This is a genomic window from Streptomyces spongiicola, from assembly GCF_003122365.1.
GTDB lineage: Bacteria > Actinomycetota > Actinomycetes > Streptomycetales > Streptomycetaceae > Streptomyces > Streptomyces spongiicola.
In genome coordinates, this window is record NZ_CP029254.1 from 5,010,007 (window position 1) to 5,025,593 (window position 15,587).

Sequence of the window (15,587 nt, forward strand, 5' to 3'; positions counted from 1 at the left end):
GATCGGGGCACCGGCGGCGGTGCGAGGCGGCCGGCTTCCTGCCCGGGACGGGCGAGTGGCGCCCGGTCCGCGCGTCTCCTGGCACGCGGACCGGGGCCGTCAGGGGGCGCCGACCAGCCGCGCGTCTCGCAGGGCGGCGGTGTGCGCGTCGATCCGCTCGGCGGACAGGATCGCGACGGCGGTGTCGGCGCGGGAGGCGGCCACCACCAGGGCGCGCCCGGCCAGTGCCAGGGCGCGGCGGTGGAGGGCGGCCGGGTCGGCGCCGCTGAGCCCGGCGTGGCGGGCGGGCGGGGCGCCGCGCAGCCGGGCGACCTGCCCGGCGATGCGTTCCGCCTCGGCGTCGAGTCCGAGTTCGTCGGTGACGGCGAGCAGCGCGGCGAGGTGCCCGGCGAGCTGGATGTCCAGCTCCTCCTCGCGGCTGCGGTGGGGGAAGTCGCACTCGCCGGCCATCGAGTGCACCGACTTGGAGCGGATCGGTTCGTACATGGGACGGCCTCCTGCAATAGCTCTGGAGCCATCCTAGCTTAGATCGCGTCTAAAGTTGAGTGCTGTCCGGAAGGTGGGGTGGCCGGCCGGTCCGTGCGAACTCCGTACCCCCGCCGCATCAGGGCTGGCTGTAGCCGTCCAGGAAGCTGCCGATCCGGGTGACCGCCTCCGACAGGTCCGTCACGTTCGGCAGGGTGACGATCCGGAAGTGGTCCGGCTCGTGCCAGTTGAAGCCCGTCCCGTGGACGACCATGATCTTCTCGGTGCGCAGCAGGTCCAGCACCATCTGCCGGTCGTCCTTGATCTTGTAGACCCCCGGGTCGAGCCGCGGGAACAGGTAGAGCGCGCCCTTGGGCTTCACGCAGGTCACGCCCGGGATCTGCGTCAGCAGGTCGTATGCCGCGTCGCGCTGCTCCAGCAGCCGTCCGCCCGGAAGGACCAAATCCTCGATCGACTGCCGCCCCTGGAGCGCGGCGGCCACCGCGTGCTGCGCCGGCATGTTTGCGCACAGCCGCATGTTCGCCAGGATCGTCAGGCCCTCGATGTACGAGGTCGCGTGGGCCTTGGGCCCGCAGACCGCGAGCCAGCCGCTGCGGTAGCCCGCGACCCGGTAGTTCTTCGACATGCCGTTGAAGGTGAGGACCAGCAGGTCCGGCGCGATCGCGGCGGTCGGGGTGTGGGTGGCCCCGTCGAAGAGGATCTTGTCGTAGATCTCGTCCGAGCACACCACCAGCCCGTGCCGGCGGGCGACGTCCGTGAGCTGCCGCAGCATCTCGTCGTCGTAGACGGCGCCGGTGGGGTTGTTCGGATTGATGATCACGATCGCCTTGGTGCGGTCGGTGATCTTCCGCTCGATGTCGGCGACGTCCGGCATCCAGTCGGACCCCTCGTCGCAGCGGTAGTGCACGGCGGTCCCGCCGGAGAGTGACACGGCGGCCGTCCAGAGCGGGTAGTCCGGCGCCGGGACCAGCACCTCGTCACCGTCGTCGAGCAGCGCCTGCATGGACATCTGGATCAGCTCGGAGACCCCGTTGCCGAGATAGACGTCGTCGACGGAGAGCGCGACGCCCTTGGTCTCGTAGTGGCTCATGATCGCCCGGCGTGCGCTCAGCAGGCCCTTCGCGTCGCCGTAGCCGTGGGCGTCGCCCACGTTCCGCAGCACGTCCTCGAGGATCGCCGGGGGGCACTCGAAGCCGAAGGCGGCCGGGTTCCCGGTGTTCAGCTTGAGGATGCGGTGACCGGCGGCCTCCAGCCGCATCGCCTCCTCGAGCACCGGACCGCGGATCTCGTAACAGACGTTGGCGAGCTTGGTCGACTGGATCACCTGCATGACGCGAGCTTACGGGCCCGTGGCGGGCCGCGCTCCGTGTTTTGGGCCACCCCGGTCGTGTGCCGGTTCCGGTTCCGGTGCCGGTGCCGGTGCCGGTTCCGGTGGTGCCCGTACCCGTACCCGTGTCCGTGTCCGTGGCGGGGGCGGTGCCCGTGCCGTGCCGGGGCGAGCAGCCGGGGGTGGTCCCGGCTTCGCGTCGAATAGCTCATGTGTTCGGTTTCTGGGTACTGTGGAGGCATGCCAGTCCACCTCCAGGGTTCGCTCTTCGACCAGAGCGACGAGATACGGCTCGGCCCGCTGACCGGTGTCCGCCGTACGGTGCTCGGGCAGGGCGCCTGGCTCGACGTGCTGCCGGGCTGGCTCGGCGGCGCCGACGCGTTGTTCCGGGAGCTGGCGGAGGGGGTCCCCTGGCGGGCGGAGCGGCGCCGGATGTACGAGCGCGAGGTCGACGTGCCCCGGCTGCTCGCCCACTACCGCGAGGGCGAGGCACTGCCGCACCCCGTTCTCGCCGAGGCCCGCGACACGCTGACCGCGCACTACGCCGCCGAACTCGGCGAGCCCTTCGCGACGGCCGGGCTCTGTTACTACCGCGACGGCCACGACAGCGTCGCCTGGCACGGCGACCGCATCGGCCGGGGAGCCCGCGAGGACACGATGGTCGCCATCCTCTCCGTCGGCACCCCGCGCGACCTCGCGCTCCGGCCCGTGAACGGCCGCGGCGCCACGGTACGGAAGGCCCTCGGCCACGGCGATCTCGTCGTCATGGGCGGATCCTGCCAGCGGACGTGGGAGCACGCCGTCCCCAAGACCGGCCGGGCGGTGGGAGCCAGGGTCAGCGTCCAGTTCCGGCCGCGCGGGGTGAACTGAGGGGCCGCCCGTCCGGTGCGCGGCCCCGGGCGGCTGCCCGGCGGCGTGCCGCCGCGATCCCCGACGACCCGGTCCGGTACGAGGAGCACCAGGGGCCGGGTCCGGTACGAGGAGCACCAGGGGCCGGGTCCGGTACGAGGAGCACCAGGGGCCGGCCGCTCGTGTCGAGCGGCCGGCCCCTGCCGTGACTCCTCCCGCGCGGTCCGCGCCGCAGCCGGGATCAGGTCAGTTTCAGACGGGTGTGCCCACGACGTGAGCGAACCCGGGTGCGCACGCGGAGGCGATGGTCGACTCGGTGAGCGGCACTCCCGGTGTGACGTCGCACCGGGCCTGGTAGATGTGCCCGCTGCCGGCCAGCAGGGTGATGAGGAACTCGCGCGTGGCCGAGCCGGCGTCGCCGTCGGCGGCGGTGACGTCGAGGTCCTCGGTGCACTCCGGGGCCCCCGGGACGTACCGGAGGGGGATCCAGACGCCGGGGTTGGCGCTGTCGTAGAGGTAGGCGTTGCCCTTGCGGTCGGTCGTGGCCTTCACCTCCCTGTCCGGCACTCCTGTTGCCGAGTCGCCCACGACGGCGGCGCTGACGTCGCGCTCCGCGATCCGGCACCGCTTGCCGTTGTCGTCCCCGAGCGCGAGGCCGCTCACCTCATGGGCGATGGTCATGGCGTCGGGCATGGCCTCGGGCATGGTGTCCGCGGCCGCGGACGGGGCCATCACCGCGCCGGCGAGCACGGCCCCCGTGACTGCCGCAAGGCCCTTGGTGGCCCAAGCGAGCTTCTTCATGCTTGCGTTCCCTTTCGACGAGTGCGAGGTCCGTCGAATGCCGGGAGGGTGTGGAGCCCTGCCGCCTCCGCCGCCGCGTGCCCCGGGCGGAGCTTGCCGATGCGCCCGTGGACGGCGGCCGAGTCCGGCGTTACGCCCTTCCCCTCATCAGTGCGTGGCGGACCTTCCCGCACTCGAATATCCACGCGGGCGGGAACGCGCCCGTGTGCCGCGCCGGGCCGTCACCCGGCCGGGCGCCGTCGTGCGCCGAACGGTCCACGGCGCGCTCGGGCGGGAAACGGTCCCGGGTGCGCTCTGCCGTGCCGGGAGCCGGGAGCCGGAAGCCGGAAGAGCGGGGGGAGAGGGGGGAGCGGGGGAGCCGGGAGCGGGGTGAGGGGTGAGGGGGAGCGGTGGAGCGGGCGACGGGGTCCGCGCCCCGCCCGGACCGGGAGACGGGTTTCCGCCGTGCCGGGAGTGGACGACGGGGTCCGCGCCGCACCGGGTCCGCGCCGGGTCCGCGCCGCACCGGGAACGGGCCCGGGCGGAGCGGAAGCCTGCCCTCGCGGTGCTCAGCCCCGCCCGGCGGGGTGCAGCCGGCAGCGCGCCGGCCCCTTCGGGCGCAGGGTGATGCCCGCGTCGACCGGGACCCGCTGGTCCACCGCCTCCAGTTCGTACGCGCTCAGCACCATGGCCAGCGCGAGTACCGACTCCAGCATCGAGAAGTGCTGGCCGATGCAGGCCCGCGGCCCGCCGCCGAAGGGGAACCAGGCGTAGCGCGGGCGGTCCTTCTCCGCGCCGGGGGCGAAACGCTCCGGGTCGAAGCGGTCCGGGTCCTCCCAGTAGCGTGGGTGCCGGTGTGTCACCCACGGCGCCACGACCACGTCCACCCCGGCCGGGATGGTGTGCCCGTCCACGACCGCGTCCGCGACCCCGCGGCGGCCGACGACCGGCGCGGCCGGATAGAGCCGCATCGCCTCCTTCAGCACCTGGGTGAGGTACGGCAGCGCGTCGAGGTCGCACGCCTCGGGCGTACGGCCTCCCAGGACGCGCACCGCCTCCGCGCGTGCCCGCGACTGCTGCTCCGGATGCCGGGCGAGCAGATGGAGTGCGAACGCCAGCGAGGTGGCCGTCGTCTCGTGCCCCGCGAGCAGGAAGATCAGCACCTGGTCCCGGATCTCGGAGGCGTCCAGGGCGTCGCCCTCGGGGCCTTCCGCGGATCCCGACGCCCGGGCGAGCATGGTGAGCAGGTCGTCGCCCTCCGCCGCGTCCCCCTCCGCGCGCCGCTCCTCGATGATGCGGTCGCAGACCCCGTACAGCTCCTCCATCGCGGACGCGGCCCGGCGGTTGCCGGGGGTGGGCCAGTCGCGTGGCGGGTTGGCGGGGGAGTACCCGCGCCGTAACGTGTACTCGCCGATGACCGGGAAGCAGCGCTCGACGACGGGCACCGCCGCCTCGACGTCCGTGCCGAACAGGATGCGGGCCACCGCCCGCAGCGCCAGTCGGGTCATCTCGTCGACGACGTCCACCGTGCCGCCGGGGGCGGTCGACCACCGGTCGAGGAGCCCGGCGGTCTCGTCGGTGACGGCGGCGGCGTAGCAGTCCACCCGCTTGCGGGTGAACAGCGGCTGCATCAACCGCCGTTGCCGGAGGTAGTCCTCGTCCTGGCTGGTGAGCAGCCCGTTGCCGAAGGACTCCCGGATCTCCTGGTAGAAGGCGCTGTCCTTGCGGAAGTTGGCCGAGTCGGTCGCCAGGATCTGCTGGGCGCCCTCCGCGGAGAACACCGCGTACAGCTCCATCCGCAGCCCCGGCGGCCCCGCGGTGAAGCGGACGACGTCGCCGTGTGCCCGGCGGGCGGCGAGATAGGTGCCGAGGGAGTCCCGCTTGAGGTCGAACATCGAACCCAGCAGAGGCAGACCGGCCGGACCGGGTACGCGCGTGCTCGTCGTCATGCCCCGACACCGCCCAGGAACCGCGTCCACGCGGCACCGGCGACGGCGAAGCGCGGGCCGTCCTCGCCGAGCTTGGAGTCGCGGATGTGGACGGTGTGGGGGCAGGCGGCCATCTCGACGCAGGCGCCGCCCTGGTCATCGCTGTAGCTGGACTTGCGCCAGTCGAGGGCGACTTCGACGCAGTCGCCGCCCTGGCTGTCGCTGTAGCTGGATTTGAACCACGTGAGTATGTCGCTCATAGCTCGTCGGCCACCTTTCTGATGAACTCGGCTGAGTCCTCAATGCAGAGGGCGTGCCTGCGGATCATGTCATGACGCTGGGTCAGCTCACTGATCTTGGCGGTTTCGGCGTGGAGCGCGCTGGTCGTCTGTACCTCGGAATAGGCGTAGTGCTCATGCTCCGGAGTCTCCAGCAGGACCAACGGGCCTGCCAGTGCCAGGCCGCTGCATCGGCCCATGGGCAGCGCCTGGACGGAGACGTTCCGCATTTCGGCTGCTTCGAGTAGCCGTTGGAGCTGGAGTTTCATCGACTCGCCGCCGCCCACCATGCTGCGCAACGCCGCCTCTTGCAGTACAAAACTGAACATGGTGCTCGACCTGCGCGACAGTGCCTCCTGCCGCCGCAGCCTGGCCCCCACCCGCTCTTCGACCGTCTCGTCGTCCAGCGGCGGGCAGCTCTCGCTGATCAGCGCTCGGGCGTACTCCTCGGTCTGCAGCAGCCCGGGGATCAGCAGGGGCTCGTACCAGTGGAGTGCGATCGCTTCGGCCTCGATCGCCATGTACTCCTGCGAGCGGGCCGGAAACGGCTCGGGCTTCAGGAACTCCAGCGCCGCCAGCAGCTTCCCCTGCGCCCCGCACATCTGGTCCGCCACCTGGAGCAGCCTGGCGCTCGGCTTGCGGCGCCCCTGCTCCATCGACTTCACCGTCTCGTACTCGTAGTTGGCCTCCTTGCCGAGTTCCTCGCGGCTGACGCCCGCCTCCGTGCGCCACAGTTTGATCTGGTTGCCGCAGTACCGCCAGGTCTCCGTCATGGTGCGTCGCCCTCCCCGTCCCGGATGTACGCGTCGGGTACAACCACCGTGCGTACTCATGTCGTTACTTCATCAGGCCGGGGCGGCGCCAGCAGCGTATGAGCCATGATTCAGCACATCGAGTGGCGGCTGCCCCGCAGCCCGCGCAGTGCGGGCCGGGCCCGCACGTTCCTGGCCGAGCAGTCGCGGGAGTGGAAGCTCCCCGACGAGGTGGCGGAGACGGCCGTGCTGCTGCTCAGCGAGCTGGTGACGAACGCCTGCCGGCACGCCCGCGTCCCGCCCGGCCGCCAGGTGCGGGCGCGGTGCGTACTGGGGAGCGACGGTGTGCTGAGGGTCGAGGTGTCGGACGCGAGCGAGGTGCTGCCGTGCCCGCGTACCGCCGGGCCGGACGACGAGTCGGGGCGCGGACTCGCGCTGGTCGCGGCGCTCGCGGACGCGTGGGGCGCCCACCCGCGGGAGTGCGGCGTCGGGAAGACGGTGTGGTTCGAGATCGGCGACGGCGTGCGGGGGCGTCCCGGGTGTGCTGATCTGGGGGGACTGGAGGGAGCGGACGACGCGCGTCACGACCCGGGTCCGCCGGAAGGCGGGCCCCGGCCCGCCGCCACGGTTCCCGCGACCGTGGACGGCGGGCCGTGGCAAGGAGGAGTCATGTCCGACCCGGCGAAGCCGTCCCGGCACCTGAGCGGTATGCGGGACGAGAGGTACGGCGAGGTCGTGCTGATCTCGCCCGACGGGAACGGCGGCCTCAGGGGAGCCGTCTACACCACCTACGGCCTCAACGACTGCCCGCCCGACAAGTGGAACGCACTGGACGCGGGCGCCCTGGCGGCGCGGTTCGGCGTCCCCGCCGTCTTCCTCAACGGGCCCCGGTTCTGGACGATCGACGAGGTCACGACCTACGACTGGGGCGGCGTCGAGCTGTTCGACGGCCTGGAGGCCCGCTGGGCCGCCGATGTCCGCATCCCGCCGGACGTCGACTTCTCCGCCGGGGCCGGCGGGAAGCACTATGTGCCCACCACCGTGGACCGGGACACCGAGTACGTGCTGAAGGCCGGCAGGCCGGTGTACACCCTGGAGGACCCCGACGGCCGGACGTTCGTGCTCCAGGCGTACTCCCACACCGTGGACCCCGGCCTGACGGCGGACTCCCTGGCCTCCCTCGGCGACCGGCTGCGGCTGCCGGACGGCTGGCGGTTCCGCACCCACACCCCGGATGAGGACCTGCACGTCAGGACGGCGGACAACAAGGCGACCGTCGTACAGGACGAGCTGGAGAACACGTACATGCTCCACGCCCGCTGAGCCGACCCGGCCCCGCCCCCGGCTGGTCCGTCCGGCCGTCCCGGCTTCCCCGGCCTCGACATCGGTAGGCGTCGTTGATCGTGTGGTCGATGTTCGGCTGAACGCTGTCGTGGATGGGGAGCCGGGTGTCAGTGGCTGTGGTCGCGTCCGTCCCGTGGGGCGAAGGCCGCGAGGGCGTCGGCGTCGGTCGCGCGAGCGTGCAGGAAGTAGTCGGCCCATTCGGTGATGCCGGGGTAGGACGAGTCCTGGTTGAGCTGGGTGGCTGCGGCTTGGAGGTCGAAGTGCGTGGTGCGGAGTTCGACGCCCGGGCCCAGGAGGGCCCAGTGTGCTCCGGTTCGTCCGTAGGGCATGCCGATGCTGCCGGGGTTGATCACGAGTCGGCCGTGGGCGAGGCGGACGAACGGCATGTGGGTGTGGCCGCAGACCACGGTGCGGGTGTCGGTGTCGAGTCCCTCGAAGACTTCCTTCCAGCGGTCGAGGCGGGAGTCGACCAGGACCACCTCCTCGTCGTCGCGGGGGGTGGCATGGCAGAACAGCACCTTTCCCAGGCCGTTCACGGACAGGGAGAGTGATCGTGGAAGTGAGCTGAGAAGGTCGAGATGGTCCTCTCGGAGCTGTTCGGCTGCCCAGGGGGCGATCGGGTCGGGGATCGTGTCGCGTTGCCCCCGGCGGTATTCGAGGAGTTCGCGATCGGCGTTGCCGCTGATCCAGATGACGCGGTCGTCGAGGCTGGTCAGCAGGTCGAGAACCTGGGCCGGTTGCGGACCGGCGGTGATGTCGCCGGTGAGGACGATGCGATCGGCGGTGCTGACGTCTGGTTCGGCGAGTACTGCCTCCAGGGCCGGCAGGACTCCGTGGATATCGGACAGGACGGCTACTCGGTTCAGCATGGTCACCACTGTGGGGTGAAGACGGTCGAGCGGTGTGGTCTTTCGCCCGGCGCGTAGTCCAAGGGGGCCGGTCAGCGTGTGTGGTCGCCGGGCGCGTGGTTCTCTTCCAGGGGGCTCCGGCTTCGGCGGCGATACGGGTGGTGCTCTTGTCGTGGCAGCCCAGTGCCCGGGCGATGACGGGCGCCGGGGCTTGGAGGACGAGCCGGCGGATGGCGGACGTGCGGCCTTTCCCGGCCGGGACGCCGCGTTTCCGCAGTGCGTCGCGCGACGTGCCCGGGGTTCATCGGCCGGCTCGGGCGTCGGCCAGGGAAGAGCCGGGGCGAGTTCTGGTCGATGGCAAAAGGGTGTTGGCGGGCAGGGCCCCGAGGTAGTCGAGCAGGAGGGCCGCCAAGGGCGCTGTAGGCTCGGCAGTCCTTGTGACCCGGCTGCGTGCCCCGGCTGCGATCCGGCGCCGGCCGGCCGGCCTGGTGGGGACGGAACTGCTGCTCATGTGGATGCGGAGTGCGACCGGCGCGCGCCGGCTGGGGACGGCCGGGGCGCTGGCCGTCGCGGCCGGGGGCACCGTCGCCGGAGCCCTGCCGGTGCGCGAGCCCTGGGGGCTCTGGGCCGGCTACGGGCCCGCGGCGACCACGGCGGGCGCCGTCCTCGCGTACACCGGGCTGACGCTGCTGGTGCTCGCCTGGTGGACGTACGGCAGGCTGCTCGCCGGTGGCCGGAGCCCGGGCGTCCGGTACACCCTCGTCACCCTCGGCTGCTGGGCCGCGCCGCTCCTCCTCGCGCCACCGCTGCACAGCGCCGACGTCTACAGCTACATCGCCCAGGGCGCGATGGTCCTCGAAGGCCACGACGTGTACGCGCACGGGCCGTCGGTGCTCGGCCCGGACTCGTCCGGCGCCGACGCGGCGGCGAGCGTCGGCGGGCACTGGACGGACACCCCGGCGCCGTACGGACCGGTGTTCCTGCTGCTGGCGAAGGCCGTGGTGGCGGGCACGGGCGGCATCCTCGTGCCCGCCGTGCTCGGGATGCGGCTGCTCGCCGTCGCCGCGCTCGTCCTCGTCGCCTGGGCGGTACGGGGGCTCGCCGCCGAGTGCGGGGCGGATCCGTCCCGGGCGCTGTGGCTGGCCGTGCTCAACCCGCTTCTGCTGCTGCACGTCGTCGGCGGCATGCACAACGACGGCCTGATGATCGGTCTCATGCTGACCGGGGTGCTGCTGGCGCTGCGCGGGCGGCCGCTGACGGGCAGCGCGGTGGTCGCCCTCGCCGTGATGGTCAAGTCCCCGGCGGTGCTCGCCCTGCTCTTCATCGGGCTGATCGCGGTACGCCGGAGCGAAGGACCCCTGGCACGGCGCCTGGTGAAGGGCCTGACCGGACCCGCGCTGGTGGCCGCCGCGGTCGTGGCCGCGGCGTCGCTGCTCGGCGGCACCGGCTTCGGCTGGCTGCTGACGCAGGGCGTCGCCGGGACCATACACACGCCCCTGTCGCTCACCAGCGACCTCGGCCAGGCCGCGGGCCTCGCCGCCCGTGCCCTCACCGGTGCCGAACTCACCGCCGTGAAGGGCGCGGTGCAGACCCTCGGCCTCGCCGCCGCGCTCGCGGTGATCGCCTTCCTCTCCTTCCGGACGCTGTACCCGTGGCGCGGCCGCCGGGCTCTCGATCCCGTGTACGGCCTGGGGTTGGCGCTCCTCGCGCTGGTCGCGCTGTCGCCGATGGTGCAGCCCTGGTACCTGCTGTGGGGGACGGCAGCCGTCGCGGCGACGGTACCCGCTGGGGACTCCGGGCTCGTCCGGGTGCTGACGGTGCTCTCCGCCGGGCTGGTGTACGAGACGGCCCCCTCGGGCCACACCCCGCCGTACGGCTTCGTGCTGGGGGCGCTGGCCTGCGCGGTGGCTCTCGTCGCCCTGCGCCGACGCCCCGCGAGTCCGGTACTCACCGGCCCCGGCGGGGTGACCGTCCCGCCAGGGCGTCCGTCCGTTTCCCGTCCTCGATGAACCGGGGTGCCGTCGATCAGGACGTGGACACGGGGGCGCCCTGCCGGTGACGCCCGCGAGCTCTTCCGCCCGCTCGCGGTGTCCACTCGCCGACCACTTGATCCGTCCGGCGCACCGGCGCCGGCGGACCGAGCTGACGGTACAGCCCCTACCGGCCCGCGGCGGGGCCGGCGAGCTGCCAGTGCCAGGTGCCGCCCCGGCAGGTCAGGACCGTGCCGCCGTCGCTCACGTACAGGACGTCCTCCTGTTCGTCCCAGGCCATGCGCAGCAACTCGTCCTGGGAGTCGCCGCGCAGTACCCGCTTCCACAGCGGGTCGGCCGGGGCCCCGGCGGTGTCCATGCTGATGGAGTGCACGCCGTGCAGAACCAGTGACACGGGCCCGAGCGGCCGGTACGGCGCCGACTCGGACTCCGTGTAGGCAGCGGAGAACGCCAGCTCGATACGCAGGGAGCCGTCCGCGGGCAGCACGGACATGCGGTAGCCCTCCGACTCGACGTCCATCTCCCCGATGCCCGGAAGCTCCCAGCCGGTGATCTCCCGTCGGGGCGGGTCGAGTTCCGCGCCCAGGACCGGGGTACAGCCATCCCACATGGCGCTACCTTTCCTCTCTCAGCGGATCAGCTGGCCACAGTACGATCCGGAACCGCGTCGTGATATCCGCAGGCACATCTCTGCTGTTCACCAACTCTCGCAACTCGGCGGCCTGTTCCATGGAGAGTTCCACACCGAGACCCCCTGCCACATAAGATCAAGTAATGCTGACGGAATCATAAGACACTAGTGCTCTCCCGGGAACGATCGAGATGGTCAATTCAGAAGCCGAATGGCCACTCGGTCGGGGAGTGTCTTGCTTAGCTCTCTGCATCGATAACTCTGAGACTCGTCGCGCCAGCTCTGCGAGCTGATTCTACGAGGTCATTGCCTGTCAAATCGCCCATGGCTACCCACACGGGACTACTGATACCCGAAGCGGAGAAGAACTGCTCGCCCTCGACCCAAGATTCACAGCCGATCACGCGGTGGGCGAGCAGCGAGAAGGATCGGCGATCACCGTCATTGGTCAGGTGCAAGTCACAGCCCATATAGGGATCTTGCTGACGCAGCAGCCTAGTGAGGAAACTGGTCCGACTGGGCGGGGTGGCCGCATCTCCTCTTGACCGCAGGGTGGTGAACGCCTCCCGTGCATCGCCAACCAGGTCATCTTCGTTGTCGACATAGAGGTTGATTGTCGTCCTTGCTTTCCGCAGCGCCAAGGCCTTTCCTAGATGCTGGAGGAATATCTCCATGTCGATTTCATTCTCGGCCGTTATGAGCACTCTAATTCCTCCGATCCGCTCCCTTTGGTAGGCGCGGACTGTGCGGGTGCTGAGAATTATCCGCACAGTCCGCGCCTTTCGCGGCGACGTGGTCAGTGATGCCGCTTACCGGCTCCGCCGACGGAGACCCAGCCTCACCCGTGCGGGCGGGCGCCTGCCCAGCGGCGTCCGCGCGCTTCCCGTGCTCGATGCCGGACGCGCCGTCGATGGCTATGTGCCGTCGATCGGGGCGCACGGCATGCAGGTCGGTGAGGCGGTGGGGCGGTGGGGCGGGGCGGGGCGGCCGGGTGGCCCGGTGAGGTGGCCCGATGGGGCGGTCAGAAGAAGGTGCGGATGAAGTCCGTGACGCTCCCGTCGGGCTCCACCACCGGGATCAGCTGCCACTTGTCGAACGACGTGCACGGATGAGACAGGCCCATGCCGACCCAGTCCCCGACCTCCAGGTCCGCGTCCGCGTCCGTGGTCAGCCAGGCGTGCTGGTCCGACAGCCGGGTGACGGTGATGCCGGAGGCGGGGCGCACCGAGCCGTCGCGGGCGTCCCGGACGACCTGGGCCTCGGGGAGGTGGAGGTCGTGCGCCGCGTCGCGCTTGCCCGCGTTGACGAACGCCTGGTGCCCGGTCGGCCGGGACACGACCTGGGCCCAGAGCCGGAACGCCGGCTCCAGCGCGCCCTCCTCGGGCACCCGGTTGAACGGCGTCAGACGCCGGTACTGGCCGTCGTCGTGGGAGACGTACGCGCCGGAGCGCAGCAGCTTCAGCACCGGGCGGGACAGCGCGGGAAGCTCCGCGAACACCTCGGCGACGGTGTCGAACCACGCGCTGCCGCCGGCGCTCACCACGATCTCGTCCGTGTCCGCGAAGCGGCCGTCCCTGTCGAAGGAGACGGCGAGCGAGACGAGCCGGTGCAGCCAGTCGCGTACCCGCTCCGGGGTCGCGTCCGGCACCTCGCCCTCGTAACCCGCGACACCGACCAGCCGCAGGGTCGTCGTCGCGGCGACGGCTTCGGCGACGGCGGTGCAGTCGGCCTCGCTGCGGGCGCCGGTGCGCGCGTCCTCGCCTGCGCCGAGTTCGACCACGACGTCCACGGGCCGGGCGGTACCGCCCAGCGCCTCGTCCATCAGCTCCACGCCGCGCACGGAGTCGACGTAGCAGACGAACCGGAAGTCCGGGTCCCGTTCCAGCTCGGCGGCGAGCCAGCGCAGCGCCACCGGGTCGACGAGCTCGTTGGCGAGGAAGACGCTCCGGATCCCGTGGGCGCGGTAGACGCGGAGCTGGTGCGGGACGGCGGCGGTGATGCCCCAGGCCCCGCGCTCCAGCTGCCGGGCGAAGAGCTGCGGCGACATGGAGGTCTTGCCGTGCGGGGCGAACGCCAGGCCGTGGCGCTCGGCGTAGGTCTCCAGCAGGGCGAGGTTGTGCTCCAGGGCAGCCGCGGAGAGGGCGAGCACGGGAGTGGTGAAGCCACCGGTGAAGAGGTTGCGCCGCTGCGCTGCGAGTTCGCCGACGGTGAGGCCCTCGGCGTCCGGGGGGAGCCCCTTGAAACGGTGGTCGACGGTCTCGCGGTCGAGCCGGTCGAGCCGGTCGAGCCGGTCGGACCGGTCCGATCGGTCGAGCCGGTCGGGGCCTTCGACGGTGCTGTCGGCGGTGCTGTCGGCGGGCATGGTGTGCCTCCTCCGCGTGCGGTCGTGTGCAGCGCGGAGCGCGTCGATCGTCGATCGTCGCGCGGCACGCTCGGACTGGCCGGTGTCCCGGCCGGGTGCCGGGGCAGTGGACCCATCAGACCAGGCCGCGCCCGCGGGAAGCACGTCAGGGGGCCGCGTGCGCCGCAGTGGGCGGTTGGGGCCGGGTGCGGGGTCCCGCCGGCGGGACCCCGGTTCCGTATCCGCTCTCGTGCCGCCGCTTTCGTACTGCCGGTCTCGTGCCGCCGCTCTCGTGCTGCGGCCCTCGCGTACGAGGTCCGTACGAGGTCCGTACGAGGTCCGTACGAGGTCCGCACCCCGTCCCCACGCGGTCCGCACCCGGCCGTCCGTATGCGGCCCGCGACCGCTCGGCGCTCGGCCCGCGTCGATGCCCGTGGCCCGTGCGCACCCGGACCGACCCGTCCCCGTGGGGGCGTGCGGAGAGGAAGAGCAAGGGGCGCAGGCCCGGCGGGAACCCGCCGGGCCTGCGCCGTCACCGCCCGCTCGGGCGGATCGTACGGTTCAGGAGCAGTACTGCTGCTCCTTGCCGATCGAGCGGTACATGCAGTCCGCGTTCTCCAGCAGTTGCAGCACCGCGTCGCGGTTGCGGCTGGTCTCCCGCTCGATCACCTCGTCGGGCGGGTAGAAGCCGCCGCCGATGAAGCTCCTCGGGTACAGCTCGAAGGTGTAGCCGAAGATCCGCTGGTCGCCCCACAGCCAGTCGTCGATCGACCCGTCCGTGATGTACAGGTCGCTGGACTGCTCGGGGGTGTACCCGTTGCTCGCGGCCATCTTCTGGCCGACGGCGGCGAAGGCGTCGCGGTCGTCCTGGGTCATGCCCGGGGCGGTGTCGGCCTTGGTGTAGCCGTACGGCCACAGGATCAGCTCGCTGTAGGTGTGGAAGTCGATGCCCGCCGTGATCTGCTGCTCGCCTCCGACGACGCGGGAGCGCACGAAGTCGGCGACGACCTTCACCTCGGGGGCGGACTCGGCGGACTTGCCGCGGTAGGTGTCCGAGCTGGGGGAGCCGGAGGAGCCGCCGCAGCAGCCGAACTTGTAGTCCCAGTTGCGGTTCAGGTCCGTACCGACGGCCGACGAACCGGAGTTGGGCTGGCGGTTCTTGCGCCAGCTCCGGTAGGAACCGGTGGCGATGTCGTACTCGCCGCCGTCCGGGTTGAGGTCCGGCACGATCCAGATCTCCCGGCTGTCGACCGCGTTGGTGATCCGGGAGTCGGAGCCGTAGTCGTCGCCGAGTTCGCGCAGCAGGTAGAGGGCCATCTCCACGGTGAGGTGCTCACGGGCGTGCTGGTGGTGGGTGAAGAGGACCTCGGGCTCGTTCTCGTCGGTGCCGACATTGTCGCTGATCTTGATGGCGACGATGTCCCGGCCCTGGTACGACTTGCCGATCACCCGTTTGCTCATGATGTCCGGGTGCGCGGCGACGCGCTGGTCGATCTCCGCGGTCATCTCGGCGTAGTTGTGGTAGCGGGAGTCCGCGGGCGGGAAGTCGAACGGCTGCACCGCGACGCCCGCCGTCTTGCGGGACGGCGGAGCGGGCAGCGGTTCGAGGTCGTGGCCGAGGGCGCGGAGCCGCTCGGCCTGGGCGGTGTCGGCGCTGACCACGACCGTGTGGTCGTGGACCTCGTCGAGGGAGACGCCGGTGGCCGCGATGGCGGTGCGCTCGGCGACGGTCGACGGCCCGTGGATCTCGTACTGGCGGGTCCGCTCGTCCGCTGCGGTGGTCGCGGGGGCCGACGGTTCGGGGGCCGGTGAGGCGGTCGCCGTGAAGGGCGCGGCCACGGCGAGTGCCAGCAGGCCGGCGAGGGTGGCGGACCGGGTGGCGGATCTCCGGCCGTGGCGCCCGCCGGCGCGGCCGGGGATGCCGGAGCCGCGTGTGCGAAGTCGCATGCTGTCTCCTGGGTGGGGAGTGTGGGGGTTGCTGGATGCGACGTGCGGATGTGCTGACGGTTGTTCGGGTGTGTCGGGCACATGG

The 15,587-nt window shown here is 71.7% G+C and carries 13 protein-coding genes and 1 pseudogene; 3 read left to right on the forward strand and 11 right to left on the reverse strand.

The genetic code is table 11. From position 1 onward, the window contains the following. Window positions 1-99: 99 nt before the first annotated feature. Window positions 100-486, reverse strand: coding sequence for an SCO4983 family protein (locus DDQ41_RS22045; RefSeq protein WP_109296037.1), 387 nt, complete (start codon window positions 484-486; stop codon window positions 100-102). 118 nt (window positions 487-604) lie between these two features. After that, window positions 605-1,816 (reverse strand): pyridoxal phosphate-dependent aminotransferase, encoded by a 1,212-nt coding sequence (locus DDQ41_RS22050; RefSeq protein ID WP_109296038.1) that lies wholly within the window; start codon window positions 1,814-1,816, stop codon window positions 605-607. Between the two features lie 237 nt (window positions 1,817-2,053). On the opposite strand from DDQ41_RS22050, the gene DDQ41_RS22055 reads away from it, so the two are divergent. Continuing rightward, window positions 2,054-2,683 (forward strand): alpha-ketoglutarate-dependent dioxygenase AlkB, encoded by a 630-nt coding sequence (locus DDQ41_RS22055; RefSeq protein ID WP_109296039.1) that lies wholly within the window; start codon window positions 2,054-2,056, stop codon window positions 2,681-2,683. Between the two features lie 231 nt (window positions 2,684-2,914). On the opposite strand, the gene DDQ41_RS22060 is transcribed toward DDQ41_RS22055, so the two are convergent. From DDQ41_RS22060 to DDQ41_RS22075, 4 genes are all read right to left on the reverse strand, one after another. After that, entirely contained in the window at window positions 2,915-3,463 is a 549-nt protein-coding gene (locus DDQ41_RS22060; protein WP_109296040.1) for a hypothetical protein, read from the reverse strand. A gap of 548 nt (window positions 3,464-4,011) precedes the next feature. Beyond that, on the reverse strand, window positions 4,012-5,391 hold the full coding sequence (locus DDQ41_RS22065; RefSeq protein ID WP_109296041.1) for a cytochrome P450: 1,380 nt from the start codon (window positions 5,389-5,391) through the stop codon (window positions 4,012-4,014). Then, complete coding sequence (locus tag DDQ41_RS22070; protein WP_109296042.1) at window positions 5,388-5,630, reverse strand: DUF397 domain-containing protein; 243 nt, start codon at window positions 5,628-5,630, stop codon at window positions 5,388-5,390. Before DDQ41_RS22070 ends, DDQ41_RS22065 begins: the two co-directional genes overlap by 4 nt. After that, window positions 5,627-6,421, reverse strand: a complete 795-nt coding sequence (locus tag DDQ41_RS22075) for a helix-turn-helix domain-containing protein (protein WP_109296043.1) — start codon at window positions 6,419-6,421, stop codon at window positions 5,627-5,629. The genes DDQ41_RS22070 and DDQ41_RS22075 overlap by 4 nt, the downstream gene beginning before the upstream one ends. Window positions 6,422-6,526: 105 nt before the next feature. Here DDQ41_RS22075 and DDQ41_RS33080 point away from each other — a divergent pair. After that, window positions 6,527-6,913: pseudogene (locus DDQ41_RS33080) on the forward strand (ATP-binding protein); the annotation flags it as partial. A 938-nt stretch (window positions 6,914-7,851) separates the two neighbouring features. Here DDQ41_RS33080 and DDQ41_RS22090 read toward each other — a convergent pair. After that, the gene (locus DDQ41_RS22090; protein WP_109297875.1) at window positions 7,852-8,613 is read right to left on the reverse strand and encodes a metallophosphoesterase family protein; all 762 of its coding nucleotides are present in this window, start codon (window positions 8,611-8,613) and stop codon (window positions 7,852-7,854) included. A gap of 488 nt (window positions 8,614-9,101) precedes the next feature. On the opposite strand from DDQ41_RS22090, the gene mptB reads away from it, so the two are divergent. Further along, on the forward strand, window positions 9,102-10,601 hold the full coding sequence (gene mptB / locus DDQ41_RS22095; RefSeq protein ID WP_109297876.1) for a polyprenol phosphomannose-dependent alpha 1,6 mannosyltransferase MptB: 1,500 nt from the start codon (window positions 9,102-9,104) through the stop codon (window positions 10,599-10,601). Between the two features lie 148 nt (window positions 10,602-10,749). On the opposite strand, the gene DDQ41_RS22100 is transcribed toward mptB, so the two are convergent. The 4 genes from DDQ41_RS22100 to DDQ41_RS22110 all read right to left on the reverse strand — a co-directional run bounded on the left by DDQ41_RS22100 (window position 10,750) and on the right by DDQ41_RS22110 (window position 15,502). Further along, window positions 10,750-11,193: a hypothetical protein gene (locus DDQ41_RS22100; RefSeq protein WP_109296044.1), complete on the reverse strand. Its 444-nt coding sequence runs from the start codon at window positions 11,191-11,193 to the stop codon at window positions 10,750-10,752. Window positions 11,194-11,453: 260 nt separating this feature from the next. Continuing rightward, on the reverse strand, window positions 11,454-11,918 hold the full coding sequence (locus tag DDQ41_RS31410; RefSeq protein WP_147317689.1) for a hypothetical protein: 465 nt from the start codon (window positions 11,916-11,918) through the stop codon (window positions 11,454-11,456). Window positions 11,919-12,235: 317 nt separating this feature from the next. Further along, window positions 12,236-13,576: an amino acid deaminase gene (locus tag DDQ41_RS22105; protein ID WP_262508534.1), complete on the reverse strand. Its 1,341-nt coding sequence runs from the start codon at window positions 13,574-13,576 to the stop codon at window positions 12,236-12,238. Between the two features lie 540 nt (window positions 13,577-14,116). Continuing rightward, window positions 14,117-15,502 (reverse strand): M14 family metallopeptidase, encoded by a 1,386-nt coding sequence (locus DDQ41_RS22110; protein WP_109296045.1) that lies wholly within the window; start codon window positions 15,500-15,502, stop codon window positions 14,117-14,119. Between the last annotated feature and the right edge of the window lie 85 nt (window positions 15,503-15,587).